At 68.3% G+C, this 19,624-nt stretch carries 19 protein-coding genes and 1 pseudogene; 16 read left to right on the plus strand and 4 right to left on the minus strand.

Features of this window, described 5'->3' with window-relative positions; translation table 11 throughout:
- Position 1: 1 nt before the first annotated feature.
- From OG390_RS30395 to OG390_RS30405, 3 genes and pseudogenes are all read left to right on the plus strand, one after another.
- Positions 2-277 (plus strand): annotated as a pseudogene (locus OG390_RS30395) (glycosyltransferase); the annotation flags it as partial.
- The gene (locus tag OG390_RS30400; protein ID WP_406172637.1) at positions 163-1,281 is read left to right on the plus strand and encodes an acyltransferase; all 1,119 of its coding nucleotides are present in this window, start codon (positions 163-165) and stop codon (positions 1,279-1,281) included. The pseudogene OG390_RS30395 and the gene OG390_RS30400, both read left to right, overlap by 115 nt.
- Positions 1,282-1,363: 82 nt before the next feature.
- A complete protein-coding gene (locus OG390_RS30405; protein ID WP_406172638.1) occupies positions 1,364-2,056 on the plus strand; it encodes a demethylmenaquinone methyltransferase in 693 nt (230 codons plus the stop codon).
- A gap of 291 nt (positions 2,057-2,347) precedes the next feature.
- On the opposite strand, the gene OG390_RS30410 is transcribed toward OG390_RS30405, so the two are convergent.
- On the minus strand, positions 2,348-2,656 hold the full coding sequence (locus OG390_RS30410) for a PASTA domain-containing protein (protein ID WP_406172639.1): 309 nt from the start codon (positions 2,654-2,656) through the stop codon (positions 2,348-2,350).
- Positions 2,657-2,764: 108 nt separating this feature from the next.
- Positions 2,765-3,271: a GNAT family N-acetyltransferase gene (locus OG390_RS30415; RefSeq protein WP_406172640.1), complete on the minus strand. Its 507-nt coding sequence runs from the start codon at positions 3,269-3,271 to the stop codon at positions 2,765-2,767.
- Positions 3,272-3,369: 98 nt separating this feature from the next.
- Between OG390_RS30415 and OG390_RS30420 the strand changes: the two genes are divergently transcribed.
- On the plus strand, positions 3,370-4,665 hold the full coding sequence (locus OG390_RS30420; protein WP_406172641.1) for a geranylgeranyl reductase family protein: 1,296 nt from the start codon (positions 3,370-3,372) through the stop codon (positions 4,663-4,665).
- Between the two features lie 9 nt (positions 4,666-4,674).
- On the opposite strand, the gene def is transcribed toward OG390_RS30420, so the two are convergent.
- Positions 4,675-5,301: a peptide deformylase gene (gene def / locus OG390_RS30425; RefSeq protein ID WP_406172642.1), complete on the minus strand. Its 627-nt coding sequence runs from the start codon at positions 5,299-5,301 to the stop codon at positions 4,675-4,677.
- 92 nt (positions 5,302-5,393) lie between these two features.
- Here def and OG390_RS30430 point away from each other — a divergent pair, with 92 nt between their 5' ends.
- The gene (locus OG390_RS30430; RefSeq protein ID WP_406172643.1) at positions 5,394-7,202 is read left to right on the plus strand and encodes an FAD-dependent oxidoreductase; all 1,809 of its coding nucleotides are present in this window, start codon (positions 5,394-5,396) and stop codon (positions 7,200-7,202) included.
- Positions 7,203-7,294: 92 nt separating this feature from the next.
- Here OG390_RS30430 and OG390_RS30435 read toward each other — a convergent pair whose 3' ends face one another.
- Positions 7,295-8,122, minus strand: coding sequence for a C40 family peptidase (locus OG390_RS30435; protein WP_406172644.1), 828 nt, complete (start codon positions 8,120-8,122; stop codon positions 7,295-7,297).
- Positions 8,123-8,836: 714 nt separating this feature from the next.
- On the opposite strand from OG390_RS30435, the gene OG390_RS30440 reads away from it, so the two are divergent.
- The 11 genes from OG390_RS30440 to nuoK are packed head-to-tail and all read left to right on the plus strand — an operon-like array spanning position 8,837 to position 19,622.
- On the plus strand, positions 8,837-9,196 hold the full coding sequence (locus tag OG390_RS30440; RefSeq protein WP_007383963.1) for an NADH-quinone oxidoreductase subunit A: 360 nt from the start codon (positions 8,837-8,839) through the stop codon (positions 9,194-9,196).
- A gap of 14 nt (positions 9,197-9,210) precedes the next feature.
- Positions 9,211-9,765, plus strand: coding sequence for an NADH-quinone oxidoreductase subunit B family protein (locus OG390_RS30445; protein ID WP_003998928.1), 555 nt, complete (start codon positions 9,211-9,213; stop codon positions 9,763-9,765).
- Complete coding sequence (locus OG390_RS30450) at positions 9,762-10,523, plus strand: NADH-quinone oxidoreductase subunit C (protein WP_406172645.1); 762 nt, start codon at positions 9,762-9,764, stop codon at positions 10,521-10,523. The genes OG390_RS30445 and OG390_RS30450 overlap by 4 nt, the downstream gene beginning before the upstream one ends.
- Positions 10,520-11,860 carry an NADH-quinone oxidoreductase subunit D gene (locus OG390_RS30455; RefSeq protein ID WP_406172646.1) on the plus strand — a complete coding sequence of 447 codons (1,341 nt, stop codon included), beginning with the start codon at positions 10,520-10,522 and terminating at the stop codon, positions 11,858-11,860. Before OG390_RS30450 ends, OG390_RS30455 begins: the two co-directional genes overlap by 4 nt.
- Positions 11,861-11,889: 29 nt before the next feature.
- Positions 11,890-12,699, plus strand: coding sequence for an NADH-quinone oxidoreductase subunit NuoE (gene nuoE / locus OG390_RS30460; protein ID WP_406177926.1), 810 nt, complete (start codon positions 11,890-11,892; stop codon positions 12,697-12,699).
- Positions 12,696-14,045 carry an NADH-quinone oxidoreductase subunit NuoF gene (nuoF, locus tag OG390_RS30465; RefSeq protein ID WP_406172647.1) on the plus strand — a complete coding sequence of 450 codons (1,350 nt, stop codon included), beginning with the start codon at positions 12,696-12,698 and terminating at the stop codon, positions 14,043-14,045. The genes nuoE and nuoF overlap by 4 nt, the downstream gene beginning before the upstream one ends.
- A complete protein-coding gene (locus OG390_RS30470) occupies positions 14,042-16,546 on the plus strand; it encodes an NADH-quinone oxidoreductase subunit G (protein ID WP_406172648.1) in 2,505 nt (834 codons plus the stop codon). Before nuoF ends, OG390_RS30470 begins: the two co-directional genes overlap by 4 nt.
- Positions 16,543-17,916, plus strand: coding sequence for an NADH-quinone oxidoreductase subunit NuoH (gene nuoH / locus OG390_RS30475; RefSeq protein ID WP_406172649.1), 1,374 nt, complete (start codon positions 16,543-16,545; stop codon positions 17,914-17,916). The genes OG390_RS30470 and nuoH overlap by 4 nt, the downstream gene beginning before the upstream one ends.
- Positions 17,909-18,511: an NADH-quinone oxidoreductase subunit NuoI gene (gene nuoI / locus OG390_RS30480; RefSeq protein ID WP_406172650.1), complete on the plus strand. Its 603-nt coding sequence runs from the start codon at positions 17,909-17,911 to the stop codon at positions 18,509-18,511. The genes nuoH and nuoI overlap by 8 nt, the downstream gene beginning before the upstream one ends.
- A complete protein-coding gene (locus tag OG390_RS30485) occupies positions 18,508-19,326 on the plus strand; it encodes an NADH-quinone oxidoreductase subunit J (RefSeq protein WP_406172651.1) in 819 nt (272 codons plus the stop codon). Before nuoI ends, OG390_RS30485 begins: the two co-directional genes overlap by 4 nt.
- Complete coding sequence (nuoK, locus tag OG390_RS30490) at positions 19,323-19,622, plus strand: NADH-quinone oxidoreductase subunit NuoK (RefSeq protein WP_006382214.1); 300 nt, start codon at positions 19,323-19,325, stop codon at positions 19,620-19,622. The genes OG390_RS30485 and nuoK overlap by 4 nt, the downstream gene beginning before the upstream one ends.
- Positions 19,623-19,624: the final 2 nt, after the last annotated feature.

The raw sequence follows: 19,624 nt of genomic DNA on the forward strand, positions 1-19,624 counted from the left end.
CTTGAAGTCGCTGGCGAAGAGCACCCATCCGATCGAGATCATCGTCGTCGACGACGGTTCCGAGGGCAACACGTCCGAGATCGCCGAATCGCTCGGCATGCCGAATGTCCGGGTCATCCGGCAGGAGAACGCGGGCAAGCCCGCCGCCCTCAACAAAAGTGTGTGCAAAGCGAGTTACGACATCGTCGTGATGATGGACGGCGACACCGTCTTCGAACCCGACGCCGTGCACCAGCCCGTGCAGCCCTTCGCGGACCCGGAGATCGGCGCGGTCGCGGGCAACGCCAAGGTCGGCAACCGCAACACCATGATCGGGGCCTGGCAGCACATCGAGTACGTGATGGGCTCCCCTCCATGGGTGTGATGTTCGCGCTCGCCGGCTCGCTGATGGCCAAGTCCCTGGAGCGCCCCGCGTTCAAGGTGGTCAAGAGCCGGATGCGACGACTGCTGCCGCCCTTCTGGTTCTGGGGATTCTTCGTCGTGCTGGCGATGCTGATCCACGACTGGATGCCGGGCTGGCAGATCGTCTTCTGGATCGTGCCGGTCGGCGACCCGCCGGGTAACCAGTGGGGCGTCCAGGCCTGGGAGATCCTCTGGTACCTGCGGACGTACCTCTGGTTCGTGCTGCTGTCCCCGCTGCTCCTGAAGGTCTTCCGCAAGGCCCCGATTCCGCTCCTGCTCCTCTCCCTCGTCCCGATCGTGGTCTTCCAGTACGGCTGGCAGCCGCCGTGCAACCGCTTCGGCAGCGGTCTCACGGACTTCGCCACCTTCCTGTTCTGCTGGCTGGTCGGCTTCGCGCACCGCGAGGGCGTGCTCCAGCGGATGAAACCGGCCCTGGTGGTCCTGGCGTCGGGGGCCCTGCTGGCGTACGGCGGCTGGTACGCCTTCGGGCACCAGGCGGAGTTCGGCACCTACGACCTGGACGAGGTGTCGCTCGCCCAGACCTTCTGGTCGGCAGGCTTCGTGACGCTGCTGATGTACTTCAAGGCGTACTACAACGTCGACTTCGGCTGGCTCGCCCGCTTCAAGCGGCTCGACCGGATCGTGACGATCTTCAACGGGCGGGCGGTGACGATCTACCTCTGGCACGAGATCGCGTTGGTGCTCGCGGTCCCGCTGATCGACCAGTTCTGGAAGGTGCCCGCCTTCGAGAAGTGGCTGCCGCTGGAGAGTCAGTGGTTCATGTTCGGCATCGGCTGGGTGCTGATCTGGGTCGCCATCCCGCTCGTCGGGTGGGTCGAGGACGTGGCCGCGAAGAAGAAGCCGAAGCTGCTGCCTTGAGCGCGCCCCGAGGGGTTGTGTGAGACCGGCGTACGGGCCGGGTGCTGGAGAGTCGTCCGGTCCGTACTGCCACAATGGGTTTGTGACCCGCGCATCCCTGGACAAGCAGCCGCACGAAGTCGCCTCGATGTTCGACAACGTGGCGGAACGGTACGACCTCACGAATGACGTGCTGTCCCTCGGCCAGGACCGGCGATGGCGCAAGGAGGTCGCGAAGGCGGTCGACGCGCGGCCCGCGCAGAAGATCCTGGACCTGGCGGCCGGCACCGCGACCTCGTCCCTGCCCTTCGCCCGCACGGGCGCGTACGTCGTGCCCTGCGACTTCTCCCTCGGCATGCTGCGGGTCGGCAAGAAGAACCACCCCTGGCTCCCCCTGACCGCGGGCGACGCGACGAAGTTGCCCTTCAAGGACGACACCTTCGACGCGGTCACGATCTCCTTCGGACTGCGCAACGTGCAGGACACCGACGCCGCGCTGAGCGAGCTGTACCGGGTGACCAAGCCCGGCGGTCGCGTCGTGATCTGCGAGTTCTCGCACCCCACCTGGGCGCCGTTCCGCACGGTGTACACCGAGTACCTGATGCGCGCGCTGCCGCCGGTCGCCCGCGCGGTCTCCTCCAACCCCGAGGCGTACGTCTATCTCGCCGAGTCCATCCGCGCCTGGCCGAATCAGCCCGAGCTCGCCGAGCGGCTGCGCAAGGCCGGCTGGTCGAAGGTGGCCTGGCGGAACCTGACGGGCGGGGTCGTGGCGCTGCACCGGGGCTTCAAGGCCTGAGGCGCCTCAGCCGTGCGGCCCTTGAAGGCCTGAGGCGCTTCCATGCCTGAGCCGTTTCGAGCCGGAGCCGTGCGGCCTCTCGGGTTGTGCGGTGCCTCAACCCGTGCGGGCGCTTCGGGTTGTGCGGTGCCTCAACCCGTGCGGGCGCTTCGGGTTGTGCGGTGCCTCAACCCGTGCGGGCGCTTCGGGTTGTGCGGTGCCTCAACCCGTGCGGGCGCTTCGGGTTGTGCGGTGCCTCAACCCGTGCGGCGCTTCACGGCCTGACCGGGGCACCTGCACACCCGGCACCGATCACCTGAGAACCTCGAACGGGTCGCCCGGCTCGTCGAGCTCGCGGCGCATCCCGCCCGACGGCGGCCGCGGCAGCCGTGGCTCGCGCACCCCCGCGCCGCCGCCCTCGGAGTCACCGAGGTCGAACCACACCGTGACCACGGCACCGCGCGGGACCTCGACGCCGGGCAGGGGATATTGGCGTACGACGTAGTCGACGACCGCGAGATGGAAGTCGGGCCGGTCGGGCGCGGCGAGCAGCACTCCTCGCGCCTCGGCCGTCTCACGCGCGTCCACGGCCATCAGGCCCACGAGCCGCGGTACGCGCACTTCGGGTGTCTTGGGTGTTAGGCGCACAGACGTCACCCCCAGCGGTACCGGCAGGGTAAGCCGGGCCCGGGCCATTCCGGAAGCCGTCGGATGGCTTGCCGGGAGCCGTCAGAGGGCCAGTCGGTAGCAGTGCGCGGGCTGCTCCAGCGTCGGGTGCGGGAAGTGCTCGGCCAGTTCCATGCCGAGGCGCCGGGTCACGGCGATGGACCGCTCGTTGTCGGCTCTGACCATGGCGACGACCTGGGAGACGCCCGCCGCGCGCACCCTGTCCAGCGTGGCCAGCCCGGCCGCCGTCGCGTACCCCTTGCCCCAGTGGGCCCGACCGAGCCGCCAGCCGATCTCGATCTCGCCCGTGGGGCCCCATTCCTTCGGCCACGGTTGCGCGCCCGTGAAACCGAGCACCTCGCCGTCGGAGTCGACCATCGTCCACAGACAGAACCCGAGCTCCGCGTCGTGCCGTCGCTGCCGCGCGGTGAGCTCCTCGTACACGGACAGCTCGGCCGCCCGGCCCCCGTGGAACTCCATGACTTCCGGGTCGGCGAAGACTCGGTGCCAGGCGAAGACGTCCTCGTCGGTGGGGACACGGAGCTGTACGTCGGGCAGAGCTCGGTTCACGGGGCAGCCCTTCAACCAGGTGATCAGTACCGCTGCATAGACTGCCCGTGTCCAGTGCCCGTCGGCACGTTGATTTCGCATCTTGGGGAGAACCCGCCGTGACCGAGCCCCAGCCCCTCTCCGAAAACACCGCCGATGTCATCGTCGTCGGGGCCGGGCCAGCCGGTTCCACCACCGCGTACTACCTGGCGAAGGCGGGACTGGACGTCCTGCTCCTCGAGAAGACCGCGTTCCCGCGCGAGAAGGTCTGCGGTGACGGGCTGACCCCGCGCGCCACCAAGCAGCTCGTCTCGATGGGCATCGACATCTCGGAGGAGGCCGGCTGGCTGCGGAACAAGGGCCTGCGCATCATCGGCGGCGGCGTCCGCCTCCAGCTGGACTGGCCGGATCTCGCCTCCTTCCCCGACTACGGCCTCGTACGCAAGCGGGACGACTTCGACGAGCAGTTGGCGCGGCAGGCGCAGAAGGCGGGCGCGCGGTTGTACGAGCGCTGCAACGTCGGCGCCCCGATCATCGACGAGCGCACCGGCCGCATCACCGGCGTCCACGCCAAGCTCGGTGACGCCTGCGAGAAGCGCGAGGTCACCTTCCACGCGCCGCTGGTCGTCGCCGCGGACGGCAACTCCACCCGGCTGTCCCTGGCGATGGGCCTGCACCGCCGCGAGGACCGCCCGATGGGCGTCGCGGTCCGTACGTACTTCACCTCCCCGCGTCACGAGGACGACTACCTGGAGTCCTGGCTGGAGCTGTGGGACCGGCGCGGTGCCGAGGACCGTCTTCTGCCCGGCTACGGCTGGATCTTCGGCATGGGCGACGGCACGTCGAACGTCGGCCTCGGTGTGCTGAACACCTCCGACTCCTTCAAGGAGCTGGACTGGCGGGAAGTCCTGAAGGCGTGGTGCGCGTCCATGCCGGAAGACTGGGGTTACACCCCCGAGAACATGACCGGCCCGATCCGCGGCGCCGCCCTCCCCATGGCCTTCAACCGCCAACCGCACTACACGAAGGGGCTGTTGCTGGTCGGCGACGCCGGCGGTCTGGTGAACCCCTTCAACGGCGAGGGCATCGCCTACGCGATGGAGTCCGGCCAGATCGCCGCCGACGTCATCGTCCAGGCCCACGCGCGCGCCACCCCCGGCCAGCGCGAACTGGCACTGCAGCGCTACCCACGGGTCCTCAAGGACACCTACGGCGGCTACTACACCCTCGGCCGCGCCTTCGTGAAGCTCATCGGCAACCCGAAGGTCATGAAGATCGCCGCCCAGCGCGGCCTGACCCACCCCCTGCTGATGAAGTTCACGCTGAAGATGCTCGCGAACCTGACGGACCCGACGGGCGGTGACGCGATGGACCGCATCATCAACGGCCTGTCGAAGGTGGCTCCGAAGGCGTAGCTCCCCGGGCTACCGGCTGAGTTCGGCTTCCTTGTCGGCGCGGCGGGCGAGCACCCGCTCGCGCCGGTCGGCCACCTGCCGCAAGGCGTCCTTCCGCTCCCGCTTGGAGAGCCGGTCCAGGTAGACGCGACCGTTGACGTGGTCGGTCTCGTGCTGGAGACAGCGGGCGAAGTACCCGGTTCCCTCGATGACCAGGGCGTTCCCGTCCCGGTCGACGCCGCGTACGACAGCGCGATCGGGGCGGGGCACGTCCATCACGGCGCCCGGTACGGACAGACACCCCTCGCCCTCGTCGAGGAGGCGTCGGCCGGCCGGGTCGAGCTGGTCCAGGACCGGGTTGGCGATGTGGCCGACGTGCCGGACCCCGTCGTCGTCCGGGCAGTCGTACACGAACAGCCGCAGGTCGACGCCCACTTGATTGGCCGCGAGCCCGGCCCCGTCGGCGACGTACATCGTCAGGAACATGTCGTCGATGAGCGCGGCGAGGTCGGGACCGAACTCGGTCACGTCCCGGCACGCCTTGTGCAACACCTCTTCCCCCACCTCGGTGATCCGCCGCACCGATCCGCGAGCGGCGTCCGGCGTCAACCGGGGGTAGGACGTGACGGGCTTTCCCTGGACGAACACACGGGGCATGGCTGGTTCTCCTTCGGTCGGTGTGTGGATGCTGTGGGTGGCCGGGCGACGGCCTTCCGGCCTCCGGCGCCGCTCCCTACCCTCCCGTACTCATGACAACAGAACACTCGGAACAGTCCCAGGAGCACATCGGACACTCACGCAGACGCTTCCTGGCCGGTGCCGGAGGTGCCCTCGGCGCCGTCGCCTTATGGCCCGGGAGCGCGAGCGCCGCCTCAGGCAAGCGTGTCGCCGTCCTCGGGGGCGGTGTCTCCGGCCTCAGCGCCGCCCATGAACTCGTCGAGCGGGGCTACGCGGTGACCGTCTACGAGTACTACGACGTCCTCGGGGGCAAGGCCCGCTCGATGGACGTCCCCGGAACGGCCGGCGGCGGCCGCAAGTCGCTGCCCGGCGAACACGGCTTCCGGTTCTTCCCCGGTTTCTACCGGAACCTCCCGGATGTGATGCGCCGGATCCCCTTCCCAGGTAACGCGAACGGCGTCCACGACAACCTCCGCGGCGGCACCGAGGCCCTGTTCGCCCGCGAAGCCGGCCGCCCCGATCTGCACTTCCCGCTGCGGCGGGTGACCACTCCGCCCGCACCCGGCGACGTCACCCCGTCCTGGATCCGCGACCAGCTCCTGTCCGTCCTGGACCTGGGGACGCGGCTGCCCGCCCACGAGGCCGCGTACTTCGCCGACCGCCTCCTCGTCCACCTCACCAGCTGCGACGCGCGCCGAGAGGACCAGTGGGAGAAGACCTCCTGGTGGGACTTCATCCGCGCCGAGAGGATGAGCGAGGAGTACCGGACGCTCCTCGGCATCGGCCAGACCCGCAACCTCGTCGCCACCCGCGCCGAGGTCGCCTCCACGCGCACCGTCGGCCGCGTCATCATCGAGGCGCTGCTGCTGTGGGGTCTGCTCGGCCGCGGCATGGACGGCGACGCCGACGTCGACCGCGTCCTCAACGCCCCGACGAGCGAGGCGTGGATCGCTCCGTGGGAGGCGTATCTGCGCTCGCTGGGCGTCGAGTTCGTCATGCGAACCCAGGTGCGGGAGGTCCTGTACGCGGGCGGACGTGTCACCGGTGTACGCGTCTCGGCTCCCGACGGAAGCCAGGAACGCACGATCACCGCCGACCACTATGTCTCGGCGATGCCGGTGGAGCATGCCCGCGGGACCTGGGGCCCGGCCCTGCGCGCCGCCGACCCGCAGCTGGCCAAGTGCGATGCCCTGAAGACGGACTGGATGGTGGGCATCCAGTTCTATCTGCGCACGCCGATGCCCGTGGTGCACGGACACATCAACTGCCTTGACTCACCGTGGTCGGTGACGGGCATCGGCCAGGCCCAATTCTGGGACGTACGCGACTTTTCGGCCGACTACGGAGACGGCAGCGCCCACGACTGCCTCTCGGCCATCGTCTCGGAGTGGGACAAGCCGGGGATCCTGTACGGCAAGACAGCCCGTGAGTGCACCAAGGAGGAGATCGTCGCCGAGGCCTGGGCGCAGCTGAAGGACGGCCTCAACGACTCCGGGAAGACGACGCTCACGGATGCCGACCGGCTCGGCTGGTTCATGGACCCGGCGGTGACGGGGCTCGGCGGCCCGGACCCGCAGAACCGGGAGCCGCTCCTCATCCACCCGACGGGAACCCTCTACAACCGTCCGTCCGCCCGCACGGCGGTGCCGAACTTCTTCCTCGCGGGCGACTATGTCCGCACCGACGTGGACCTGGCCACCATGGAAGGCGCCAACGAGTCCGCACGCCGGGCCGTCAACGCACTCCTGGATGCGGACAATTCGGGCGCAGAGCGCTGTGGGATCTGGGAGCTGTACCGGCCGCCGGAGATGGAGCCCCTCAAGCGCGTGGACGAACTCCGCTACAAGCTGGGCCTGCCCAACACATTCGACCTCGGATAGAGCGAGTTCGTACCAGGGCAATTCATCCTGGATGGGGCGAAAGGGTCGCCGCCCCCGAGGCGGCGACCCTCAGATCGTGTGGCTCGTGCGCCTTAGAGGACCCGCACCGCACCCGTCGCCGGGTAGCCCGAAAGGTCCTGAATCACCACACCCTTGGAGGGGTTGGCGGCGTCCAGGTACTGCCCGTTACCGATGTACACACCCACGTGGTACGCCGAACCGGCCGAACCCCAGTACAGGATGTCGCCGACCTGGACGTTGGACAGCGAGACCGGCGTACCGGCCGTCGACTGGTCCTGCGAGACGCGCGGCAGATCGACGCCGACCTGCTTGAACGCGGCCTGCACGAGACCGGAGCAGTCCCACGCGTTGGGGCCGGTGCCACCCATGACGTAGGCGTCGCCGACCTGCGCCTTGAGGAAGGCGATGACGGTCGCGACACTGCCGCTGGCCGGGGCGGAGACGTTCGAGCTCGTGGAGGCGGACAGGGCGGTCCGCTCCGAGGAGCGCGAGGCGGCCTGGGCGGCGGCGGCCTTGCGAGCGGCCTCGGCCTTCTTCTTGGCCTCCGCCTTCTTCTTGGCCTCGGCGAGGTCGGCCTTGGCCTGCTTGGCGGCCTTGGCGGCGGCCGCGTCACGCTCCGCCTGCAGCTCGTAGTTGGCCGCGGCCTGCCGCGTGGCGTCCGCCGACTGGGCGACCTGGGTGGCCAGGTCGGCCGTCAGGGTGGGCATTTCGAGAGTCTGCGTCGTGGATTCGGCAGCGTTCGCCGCACCCGACGCACCGGCCACTGCCAGGGTGCTGAGAACGCCACCGGCAACTCCGGCGCGCATCGCGAGCGACGACGCGTTGCGACGGGGCTTCCGGTGGCTTCGTATGTGAGCGGTGTGGGACATGGGTACAAGCGGTACCAGGGGCTCCTCCATACCTTCAAGAAACGTGTGGTGCGCCACAGTTGTTCAATCCCCGGCCGAATTTGCCCCGCGTCACTCTTTATTGACGCCGTAACGGGCATTGCGGACATGGCCCATCAAGGCCGTGATCAAGGGCTTTCCGCATTACGTCCGAATTGCCCGCCACCTACCACTGGTGGGAACGGATGGCCAAGCCCCGCTTGTCTGACCCATAGGTAGATGTGGCGCAGGTCACGGAACGGTCACCGCGAAGGTGGCGTCTCGCGCGGGAGTCCCCGCCCCGTTCGCTCGTGAACGTGTGCACGCGTCCACACCCGTCCACACACCTCCCCCTGAGGTGTGAATGCGGTCCTCTATCAAGGCGCCACGTCCAGCACCAATTTGCATGCAGCGGAACCCTCTTGATATGGAGACGCCGCCCGGGACCTGCGGTGACGAGCGGAAATGTCACCTCTGGTGATCGCCCGGACGCTTCACGTATGAAGATCACTGCTCATCCGACTTCATGATCGTTCGTCAGGTGGTGGAGATCACAAAGCTTGTGCAATACCCCGTGTCGCAGATCACAGACCGCCGGGCATAAGATGCGAGGCAGTTGGGCTTGTGACCTGCTTCACATGTTCGCGATCTTCGCCGGGACGCACGGGGCTCGTGGGACACGTGGGGCAGAAGTGCTCGCCCGACGCAACCGCCAGCAGTCAGTGCCGACTGAGAGGAGCGAGGAGCGTGAACGCATATGCGCCGATCCTCGTACTGGGAGCCCTCGGGGCAGGCTTTGCGATCTTCTCCGTGGTCATGGCCACGCTGATCGGTCCGAAGCGGTACAACCGCGCCAAGCTCGAGGCCTACGAGTGCGGTATCGAGCCGACCCCCACGCCGGCCGGCGGCGGGCGCTTCCCCATCAAGTACTACCTGACGGCGATGCTCTTCATCGTCTTCGACATCGAGATCGTCTTCCTCTACCCCTGGGCCGTCACCTTCGACGCCCTGGGTGTTTTCGGGCTCGTGGAGATGCTGCTCTTCGTGCTCACCGTCTTCGTCGCGTACGCGTACGTATGGCGGCGCGGCGGCCTGGAATGGGACTGAGGGGCCTTTAAGACATGGGACTCGAAGAAAAACTGCCGAGCGGATTCCTGCTGACCACCGTCGAGCAGGCCGCGGGCTGGGTGCGCAAGGCGTCCGTCTTCCCCGCCACGTTCGGACTCGCCTGCTGCGCCATCGAGATGATGACGACCGGCGCCGGGCGCTACGACCTGGCCCGCTTCGGCATGGAGGTCTTCCGCGGATCACCGCGCCAGGCAGACCTGATGATCGTGGCCGGCCGGGTCAGCCAGAAGATGGCGCCGGTGCTGCGGCAGGTCTATGACCAGATGCCCAACCCCAAGTGGGTGATCTCCATGGGGGTTTGCGCCTCATCAGGTGGAATGTTCAACAATTACGCCATTGTGCAGGGCGTCGACCACATCGTCCCGGTCGACATCTACTTGCCCGGCTGTCCGCCGCGGCCCGAGATGCTGATGGACGCGATTCTCAAGCTCCACCAGAAGATCCAGACCTCCAAGCTCGGCGTGAACGCCGAGGAGGCGGCCCGCGAGGCGGAGGAAGCGGCGCTCAAGGCGCTCCCCACCATCGAGATGAAGGGCCTGCTGCGGTGAGCGACGCGAACGGTAACGGGGCGAACACGTCGGGCAACGGCGTCAACCCCGAGAAGGACCTCGGCGCCCAGAACCTTCCCGGCCAGCGCGGCGAGGGCGGCGAGGAGATCCGCGTCCAGCGCGGCATGTTCGGCGCCAACAACGGTGGCGACACCTCCGGCTACGGCGGCCTGGTCCGCTCCATCCGGCTGCCCGGTCCGGCCGCCCGGCCCTACGGTGGCTGGTTCGACGAGGTCGCCGACGAGCTGGAAGGCGCCCTGGAGGAACAGGGACTCGTCCCCGACAACGTCATCGAGAAGACGGTCGTCGACCGCGACGAGATCACCTTCCACATCGAACGCGAGTACCTGGTCCGCGTCGCCCAGACCCTGCGCGACGACCCGGCCCTCCGCTTCGAACTGTGCACGGGCGTCAGCGGAGTGCACTACCCCAGCGACAAGGGCCGCGAGCTGCACGCCGTCTACCACCTGCGCTCGATCACCCACAACCGGCTGATCCGTCTGGAGGTCAGCGCCCCCGACGCCGACCCGCACGTTCCCTCGCTCGTCTCCGTCTATCCGACGAACGACTGGCACGAGCGCGAGACGTACGACTTCTTCGGGCTGATCTTCGACGGTCACCCGGCGCTGACGCGGATCATGATGCCGGACGACTGGCAGGGCTTCCCGCAGCGCAAGGACTACCCCCTCGGCGGCATCCCCGTCGAGTACAAGGGCGCCCAGATCCCGGCTCCGGACCAGCGGAGGTCGTACTCATGAGCACGCAGACCCCTTCTTCTGCAGCATCCGCTGCGGCCCGGGAGACGACCGAGGGCACCGTATATACGGTCACCGGTGGCGACTGGGACGAGATCGCCCAGTCCGCGGCGAAGTCCGACGACGAGCGCATCATTGTCAACATGGGGCCGCAGCACCCCTCCACGCACGGTGTGCTCCGGCTCATCCTGGAGATCGACGGCGAGACGGTCACCGAGGCCCGCTGCGGCATCGGCTATCTCCACACCGGCATCGAGAAGAACCTCGAGTTCCGAACGTGGACCCAGGGCACCACGTTCGTGACGCGCATGGACTACCTGACGCCGTTCTTCAACGAGACCGCCTACTGTCTCGCGGTCGAGAAACTCCTCGGCATCACGGACCAGATCCCCGACCGGGCCACGATCATCCGCGTGCTCCTGATGGAGCTGAACCGGCTCTCCTCCCATCTGGTGTGCATCGCCACCGGCGGCATGGAGCTGGGCGCCACCACGATCATGATCTACGGCTTCCGTGATCGTGAACTCATTCTCGACATCTACGAGCTGATCACCGGCCTGCGGATGAACCACGCGTACATCCGTCCCGGCGGACTCGCCCAGGACCTGCCCCCGGGGGCGGTGGACCAGATCCGCGAGTTCGTGAAGAAGATGAAGAAGAACCTTCCCGAGTACGACAAGCTCGCCACCGGGAACCCCATCTTCAAGGCCCGTATGCAGGACGTCGGCTACCTGGACCTGGCCGGCTGCATGGCCCTCGGCGCCACCGGCCCGATCGTGCGCTCCGCCGGTCTGCCGCACGACCTGCGCAAGAGTCAGCCGTACTGCGGCTATGAGACGTACGACTTCGACGTCCCGACCGCCGACACCTGCGACTCCTACGGGCGCTTCCTGATCCGCCTGGAGGAGATGCGCCAGTCGCTGCGGATCGTCGAGCAGTGCCTGGACCGGCTGCAGCCCGGCCCGGTCATGGTCGCCGACAAGAAGATCGCCTGGCCCGCCCAGCTCGCGCTCGGCCCCGACGGTCTCGGTAACTCCCTCGACCACATCAAGAAGATCATGGGCACCTCCATGGAGGCCCTGATCCACCACTTCAAGCTGGTGACCGAGGGCTTCCGCGTCCCGCCGGGACAGGCGTACGCGGCGGTCGAGTCGCCCAAGGGCGAGCTCGGGGTGCACGCCGTGTCCGACGGAGGCACCCGCCCCTACCGGGTCCACTTCCGGGACCCGTCCTTCACCAATCTGCAGGCCATGGCGGCGATGTGCGAGGGCGGCCAGGTCGCCGACGTCATCGTCGCCGTGGCGTCCATCGACCCCGTGATGGGAGGCGTCGACCGGTGACCACCACCCCCGAGGGCGTCAGCCTGGGCATGCCCCAACTGCCCGCGCCCGACTACCCGGACGACGTTCGAGCCCGGCTCGAAGCGGATGCGGGCGAGATCATCGCCCGCTACCCGGACTCCCGCTCGGCGCTCCTTCCGTTGCTGCATCTCGTGCAGTCGGAGGAGGGCCATGTCACGCGCACGGGGCAGCAGTTCTGTGCGGACATGCTCGGCCTGACCACGGCCGAGGTCGCCGCGGTCGCGACCTTCTACTCGATGTACCGGCGCAAGCCGAGCGGCGACTACCAGGTGGGTGTCTGCACCAACACCCTGTGCGCGGTCATGGGCGGCGACGCGATCTTCGAGGCCCTCCAGGACCACTTGGGCGTCGGCAACGGCGAGACCACCGACGACGGCAAGGTCACCCTGGAGCACATCGAGTGCAACGCGGCCTGCGACTTCGCGCCGGTCGTGATGGTCAACTGGGAGTTCTTCGACAACCAGACCGTGGACTCCGCCAAGAGCCTCGTCGACGACCTGCGCGCTGGAGCACAGGTCGAGCCCACCCGCGGCGCCCCGTTGTGCACCTTCAAGGACACCGCCCGGATCCTGGCGGGCTTCCCCGACGAGCGTGCCGGGGCCGTCGAAGCGGGCGGCAGCGCGGGACCCGCCTCCCTGATCGGCCTTCGTCTGGCCAAGGGCGAGACCGCCCCAGCGCGCGTGGTGCATCCGCGCGGCGGAGAGGCACCCCAGGACGAGTCGCCTGCCGAGCACTTGAGCTCACACGACGCGCCGCAGGACACATCGGCCTCCGATCCGTCCCACCCGGCGGGTCCTGCAGCCGAGGAGGGGGAGTGATGACCTTGGCACCCGAGATCAACGAGACGAGCCCCGAGAAACTGCTCGTACCCGTGCTGTCGGCCTTCTGGGACGAGGACGAGTCCTGGACGCTCGATGTCTACCGGCGGCACGAGGGGTACGAGGGGCTGCGCAAGGCGCTGGCCATGTCGCCGGACGACCTGATCGCGTATGTCAAGGAATCCGGACTGCGCGGCCGCGGCGGCGCGGGATTCCCGACGGGAATGAAATGGCAGTTCATTCCCCAGGGCGATGGCAAGCCTCACTATCTAGTTGTCAACGCCGACGAATCGGAGCCGGGGACCTGCAAGGACATCCCGCTCCTCTTCGCGAACCCGCACAGCCTCATCGAGGGCATTGTGATCGCGTGTTACGCCATCCGGTCTTCGCATGCGTTCATCTATCTGCGCGGTGAAGTGGTCCCCGTACTGCGGCGGTTGCACGAGGCCGTGCGTGAGGCCTACGCGGCGGGCTACCTCGGCGAGAACATCCTGGGCAGCGGACTCGACCTCAAGCTCACCGTGCACGCGGGCGCGGGCGCGTACATCTGTGGTGAGGAGACCGCACTGCTCGACTCGCTCGAAGGCCGCCGTGGTCAACCGCGGCTTCGTCCCCCTTTCCCTGCCGTCGCGGGCCTCTATGCGTGCCCAACTGTTGTAAATAACGTCGAGTCGATCGCGTCAGTTCCCGCAATTCTGCAAAAAGGCAAGGAATGGTTCCGGTCGATGGGAAGCGAGAAGTCCCCGGGCTTCACGCTGTACTCACTCAGTGGACACGTCGCCAATCCCGGCCAGTACGAGGCCCCGCTCGGCATCACACTCCGTCAACTCCTGGAGATGAGCGGCGGGATGCGGCCCGGCCACCGGCTGAAGTTCTGGACGCCGGGCGGCTCCTCGACGCCGATGTTCACCGACGAGCACCTCGACGTCCCTCTTGATTACGAAGGAGTGGGTGCCGCGGGTTCCATGCTCGGGACCAAGGCCCTGCAGTGCTTCGACGAGACGACGTGCGTCGTCCGCGCCGTCACCCGCTGGACCGAGTTCTACGCCCATGAGTCCTGCGGCAAGTGCACACCGTGCCGCGAAGGCACGTACTGGCTCGTGCAGTTGCTGCGCGACATCGAGGCAGGCAAGGGCGTCATGTCCGACCTCGACAAGCTGAACGACATCGCCGACAACATCAACGGCAAGTCCTTCTGCGCCCTCGGCGACGGTGCCGCCTCGCCGATCTTCTCCTCTCTCAAGTACTTCCGCGAGGAGTACGAGCAGCACATCACGGGCCGCGGCTGCCCCTTTGACCCGGCCAAGTCCACGGCTTGGGCCGACCGCACGGAGGTGAACGCATGACGGTGACCACCAGCGCTCCCTCCGGTGGAGGAGAGAGGGCGGTTCCGCCGGAAGATCTGATCTCGCTGACGATCGACGGCGTGGAGATCAGCGTGCCCAAGGGCACCCTGGTGATCCGGGCCGCCGAACAACTCGGCATCGAGATCCCCCGCTTCTGCGACCACCCGCTCCTCGACCCGGTCGGCGCCTGCCGCCAGTGCATCGTCGAGGTCGAGGGCCAGCGCAAGCCGATGGCGTCCTGCACGATCACGTGTACGGACGGGATGGTCGTCAAGACTCACCTCACCTCCCCGGTGGCCGAGAAGGCCCAGCACGGTGTCATGGAGCTGCTGCTCATCAACCACCCGCTGGACTGCCCCGTCTGCGACAAGGGCGGCGAGTGTCCCCTGCAGAACCAGGCGATGTCGCACGGCAACGCCGAGTCCCGCTTCGAGGGCAAGAAGCGTACGTACGAGAAGCCGGTGGCGATCTCCACCCAGGTGCTGCTCGACCGCGAGCGGTGCGTGCTGTGCGCCCGATGCACCCGGTTCTCCAACCAGATCGCGGGCGACCCGATGATCGAGCTGCTCGAGCGGGGCGCGCTCCAGCAGGTCGGCACCGGTGAGGGCGACCCCTTCGAGTCGTACTTCTCCGGGAACACGATCCAGATCTGCCCGGTGGGCGCGCTGACGTCGGCGGCGTATCGCTTCCGCTCGCGCCCCTTCGACCTCATCTCCTCGCACTCGGTGTGCGAGCACTGCTCCGGCGGCTGTGCCACCCGCACCGACCACCGGCGCGGCAAGGTCATGCGGCGGCTCGCGGCTCCCGACCCCGAGGTCAACGAGGAGTGGCTCTGCGACAAGGGGCGGTTCGCCTTCCGGTACGCGCAGCAGCGGGACCGGCTGGAGACGCCTCTCGTTCGCGACGAGTCCGGTGAACTCGTGCCCGCTTCCTGGCCGGAGGCCCTCTCGATCGCCGCCGAGGGGCTGTCGGGCGCCCGCGGCCGGACCGGCGTCCTCATCGGTGGCCGGCTCACCGTCGAAGACGCCTACGCGTACAGCAAGTTCGCGCGCGTGGCCCTCGACACGAACGACATCGACTTCCGCGCGCGTGTGCACAGCGCCGAGGAGGCCGACTTCCTGGCGGCCCGGATCGCCGGACGCGGACGGGACCTCGACGGTACGGGCGTCACGTACACCTCTCTGGAGAAGGCGCCCGCCGTCCTGCTCGCCGGATTCGAGTCCGAGGAGGAGGCGCCCGGCGTCTTCCTGCGACTGCGCAAGGCGTGGCGGGGGCACGGACAGAAGACCTTCTCGCTCGCCACGCACGCGACGCGCGGCCTGGAGAAGGCGGGTGGCACGCTGCTGCCGGCCGCGCCCGGCACCGAGACCGAGTGGCTGGACGCGCTCGCGAGCGGTGTCGGCCTGGAGGGCGACGGTGCCAAGGCCTCCGAGGCGCTGCGCGCCGAGGGTGCGGTGATCGTCGTCGGCGAGCGGCTCGCGGCCGTGGCGGGCGGGCTCACCGCCGCCGCGCGGGCCGCGTCCGCGACCGGCGCCCAGCTGGTGTGGATTCCCCGCCGGGCGGGCGAGCGGGGCGCGATCGAGGCGGGCGCGCTGCCGTCGCTGCTGCCGGGCGGACGTCCGGCCACCGATCCGCGCGCGCGGGACGAGGTCGCGGCGGCCTGGGGAGTCTCCGAACTTCCGCACCGCTACGGCCGCGACACCGGACAGATCGTCGAGGCCGCCGCCGGTGGCGAACTGCGGGCCCTGGTGGCCGCGGGCGTGGAGGTCGGCGACCTTCCCGACCCGGCACGCGCGCGTGCGGCACTGTCCGAAGTGGGCTTCCTGGTGTCGCTGGAAATGCGCCCCAGCGAGGTCACCGAGCACGCCGATGTCGTCCTTCCGGTCGCCGCGGTCGCCGAGAAGGCGGGCACGTTCCTCAACTGGGAAGGCCGGGCCCGCTCCTTCGAGGCGGCGCTCAAGCCCGACCAGATGACCCGCCGACTGGCGCCCACCGACGCGCGCGTCCTGCAGATGCTGGCCGACGCCATGGACGTACACCTGGGGCTGCCGGATCTGCGCACCGCGCGCGGGGAGCTGGACCGGCTCGGTGCCTGGGACGGGCCGCGGGCCACCGAGCCCCTGGAGGTCGCGGCGCATTTGCCGCGCCCGGCCGCCGGAGAGGCCGTACTGGCCGGGCACCGGCTGCTGCTCGACCAGGGCCGCCTCCAGGAGGGTGACGAAGCGCTCGCCGGGACCCGGCACGCAGCACGCGCGCGCCTGTCGGCCGCCACGGCCGCCGAGGCGGGCGTCAAGGACGGCGACGTCCTTGCCGTGGCCGGTCCCACCGGAGTGGTTGAACTTCCGCTGCAGATCACCGAGATGCCCGACCGCGTGGTCTGGCTCCCGCTGAACTCCACCGGAGGGGGCGTCGCCTCCGACACCGGGGCGCTGTCCGGCGCCCTCGTCCGCATCGGCCCGGCGACCCTGCCCGCCGAGGCCCCCAAGGAGGTGGAGGCATGAGCCCGTACCTCGCCGCTGAAGACCTCTCCATGTTCGGCCGCGACCCCTGGTGGCTGGTTGTCATCAAGGCGGTCTTCTGCTTCGCCTTCCTGATGGTGACCGTGCTGTTCTCCATCGTGTGGGAACGCAAGGTCGTCGCCTGGATGCAGCTGCGCATCGGCCCCAACCGGCACGGCCCCTGGGGCATGCTCCAGTCGCTCGCCGACGGCATCAAACTGATGCTCAAGGAAGACGTCATCGTCAAACGCGCGGACAAGGTGGTCTACGTCCTCGCACCGATCGTCGCGGCCATCCCGGCCTTCATGGCGATCGCGGTGATCCCCTTCGGACCGGCCGACAACGAGATCTCGATCTTCGGCCAGCGCACCACGATGCAGCTCACCGACCTCCCGATCGCGCTGCTCTACATCCTCGCGGTCGCCTCGGTGGGCATCTACGGGATCGTGCTCGCGGGTTGGAGTTCTGGATCCACCTACCCGCTGCTCGGTGGCCTGAGGTCCTGCGCGCAGATGATCTCGTACGAGATCGCCATGGGCGCCGCGTTCGCCTCGGTGTTCCTCTACTCCGGGTCGATGTCGACGTCGACGATCGTCGAGCAGCAGCACGACCGCTGGTACATCGTCCTGCTGCCGGTCTCGTTCCTGATCTACATCGTGACGATGGTCGGCGAGACCAACCGCGCCCCCTTCGACATGCCGGAGTCCGAGGGCGACCTGGTCGGCGGCTTCAACACCGAGTACTCGTCCATCAAGTTCGCGATGTTCATGCTCGCCGAGTACGTCAACATGGTGACGGTCTCGGCCGTGTCGACCACGCTCTTCCTGGGCGGTTGGCGGGCCCCCTGGCCGATCAGCACCTTCTGGGAGGGCGCCAACCACGGCTGGTGGCCGATGCTCTGGTTCGTGGTGAAGGTGCAGTTGCTGCTGTTCTTCTTCATCTGGCTGCGCGGCACGCTCCCGCGTGTCCGCTACGACCAGCTGATGAAGCTCGGTTGGAAGGTTCTCATCCCGGTCTCCGTGGTCTGGCTGATGCTCGTCGCGACGGTACGGACGCTGAGGAACGAGAACTACGACTTCGCGGACATCGCCCTCTACGTCGGCGGAGGCGTCCTCGTCCTGCTGCTGCTCTCTTTCGCCGCGGACATCTTCCGCGACAAGCAGGGTGCCGAGGAGGCGCCCGCCGAACCCGCCGCCTTCGACCCGATGGCGGGCGGATTCCCCGTACCGCCGCTGCCGGGACAGGAGCTTCCGCCGGTACCGCGGCGCCGCCCGCGCCGCGAGCGGGAGTTGATTGTCAGTGGTGGGTCGGATACTGCGAGTGACGGATCGATTGACGGATCTCGTGACGGAAAGGAGGGGTCCGATGGCTGAGGAGCCGAAGGAGACCAAGCCCGGTTTCCAGAACCCCGTCGCCGGCTTCGGCGTGACCTTCAAGGCCATGTTCAAGAAGCGGCTGACCGAGCAGTACCCGGAGCAGCAGAAGACCACCGCCCCGCGGTTCCACGGCCGGCACCAGCTCAACCGCCACCCGGACGGCCTGGAGAAGTGTGTCGGCTGCGAGCTGTGCGCCTGGGCCTGCCCCGCGGACGCCATCTATGTGGAGGGCGCGGACAACACCGACGAGGAGCGCTACTCGCCGGGCGAGCGGTACGGCCGCGTCTACCAGATCAACTACGCCCGCTGCATTCTCTGCGGCTTGTGCATCGAGGCGTGCCCCACGCGCGCGCTCACGATGACGAACGAGTTCGAGCTCGCCGACAGCAGCCGCGCCAACCTCATCTACACCAAGGAGCAACTGCTCGCCGGGCTTGATGAGGGCATGGTCGACACACCGCACGCGATCTTCCCCGGCACGGACGAGCAGGACTACTACCGGGGCCTGGTGACGGAGGCTGCGCCCGGCACCGAGCGCCAGGTGGCCTTGTCCAAGGGTGAGAAGCCCGCTGGAGAGGAGGTGGAGGCATGAGTGCGCAGCTCGCCGCCTACTCCACCTCCACCGGAGAGGCCTTCCAGTTCTGGGTCCTCGGCACCGTCGCCGTGTTCGGCGCCCTGGGCACCGTCTTCATGAAGAAGGCCGTGCACAGTGCGCTCTGTCTCGCCGGGACCATGATCGTCCTGGCGGTGTTCTATCTCGCCAACGGCGCGTACTTCCTGGGCATCGTGCAGATCGTCGTCTACACCGGCGCGATCATGATGCTCTTCCTCTTCGTGGTCATGCTCGTCGGCGTCACCGCGGCGGACTCCCTGAAGGAGACCATCAAGGGCCAGCGCTGGCTGGCCCTGGTGTGCGGGCTCGGCTTCGGCATCCTGCTGTTCGCGGGCATCGGCAACGCGTCCATCAAGGACTTCAACGGCCTGGCCAAGGCGAATGCGAACGGCAATGTGGAGGGGCTCGCCGCCCTCATCTTCACGAAGTACGTGTTCGCCTTCGAAATCACCGGCGCCCTGCTCATCACGGCCGCCGTCGGTGCCATGGTCCTCACGCACCGCGAGCGCACCGAGCGTGCCAAGACCCAACGCGAGCTGTCCGAGCAGCGCGTACGGGAGGGCAAGCACGTACCGCCGCTGCCGGCCCCCGGCGTCTACGCCCGGCACAACGCGGTGGACATCGCCGGCCTGCTGCCCGACGGCACCCCGTCCGAGCTGACCGTCAGCAAGACGCTGCGTGAGCGCGGGCAGATCCGTGACGTGTCGACCGAGGCGCTGAGCGATCTGAAGGCCCTGGAGCAGCGCGCCGAGGAGCGCCTGGAGCGCACGAACTCGGGAGAGGGGTCGAAGTGAACCCGGTCAACTACCTCTATCTCGCCGCCCTGTTGTTCACGATCGGCGCCACAGGCGTGCTGATCAGGCGGAACGCGATCGTGGTGTTCATGTGCGTCGAGCTCATGCTCAACGCCTGCAATCTCGCGTTCGTCACCTTCTCCCGTATGCACGGCAATCTCGACGGCCAGGTCATCGCCTTCTTCACGATGGTCGTCGCCGCCGCGGAGGTCGTGGTCGGGCTCGCGATCATCGTGTCGCTCTTCCGTTCCCGCCACTCGGCCTCGGTCGACGACGCCAGCCTGATGAAGCTGTAAGG

Origin of the sequence: Streptomyces sp. NBC_00996 (assembly GCF_045162675.1) — a bacterium.
Taxonomy (GTDB): domain Bacteria; phylum Actinomycetota; class Actinomycetes; order Streptomycetales; family Streptomycetaceae; genus Streptomyces.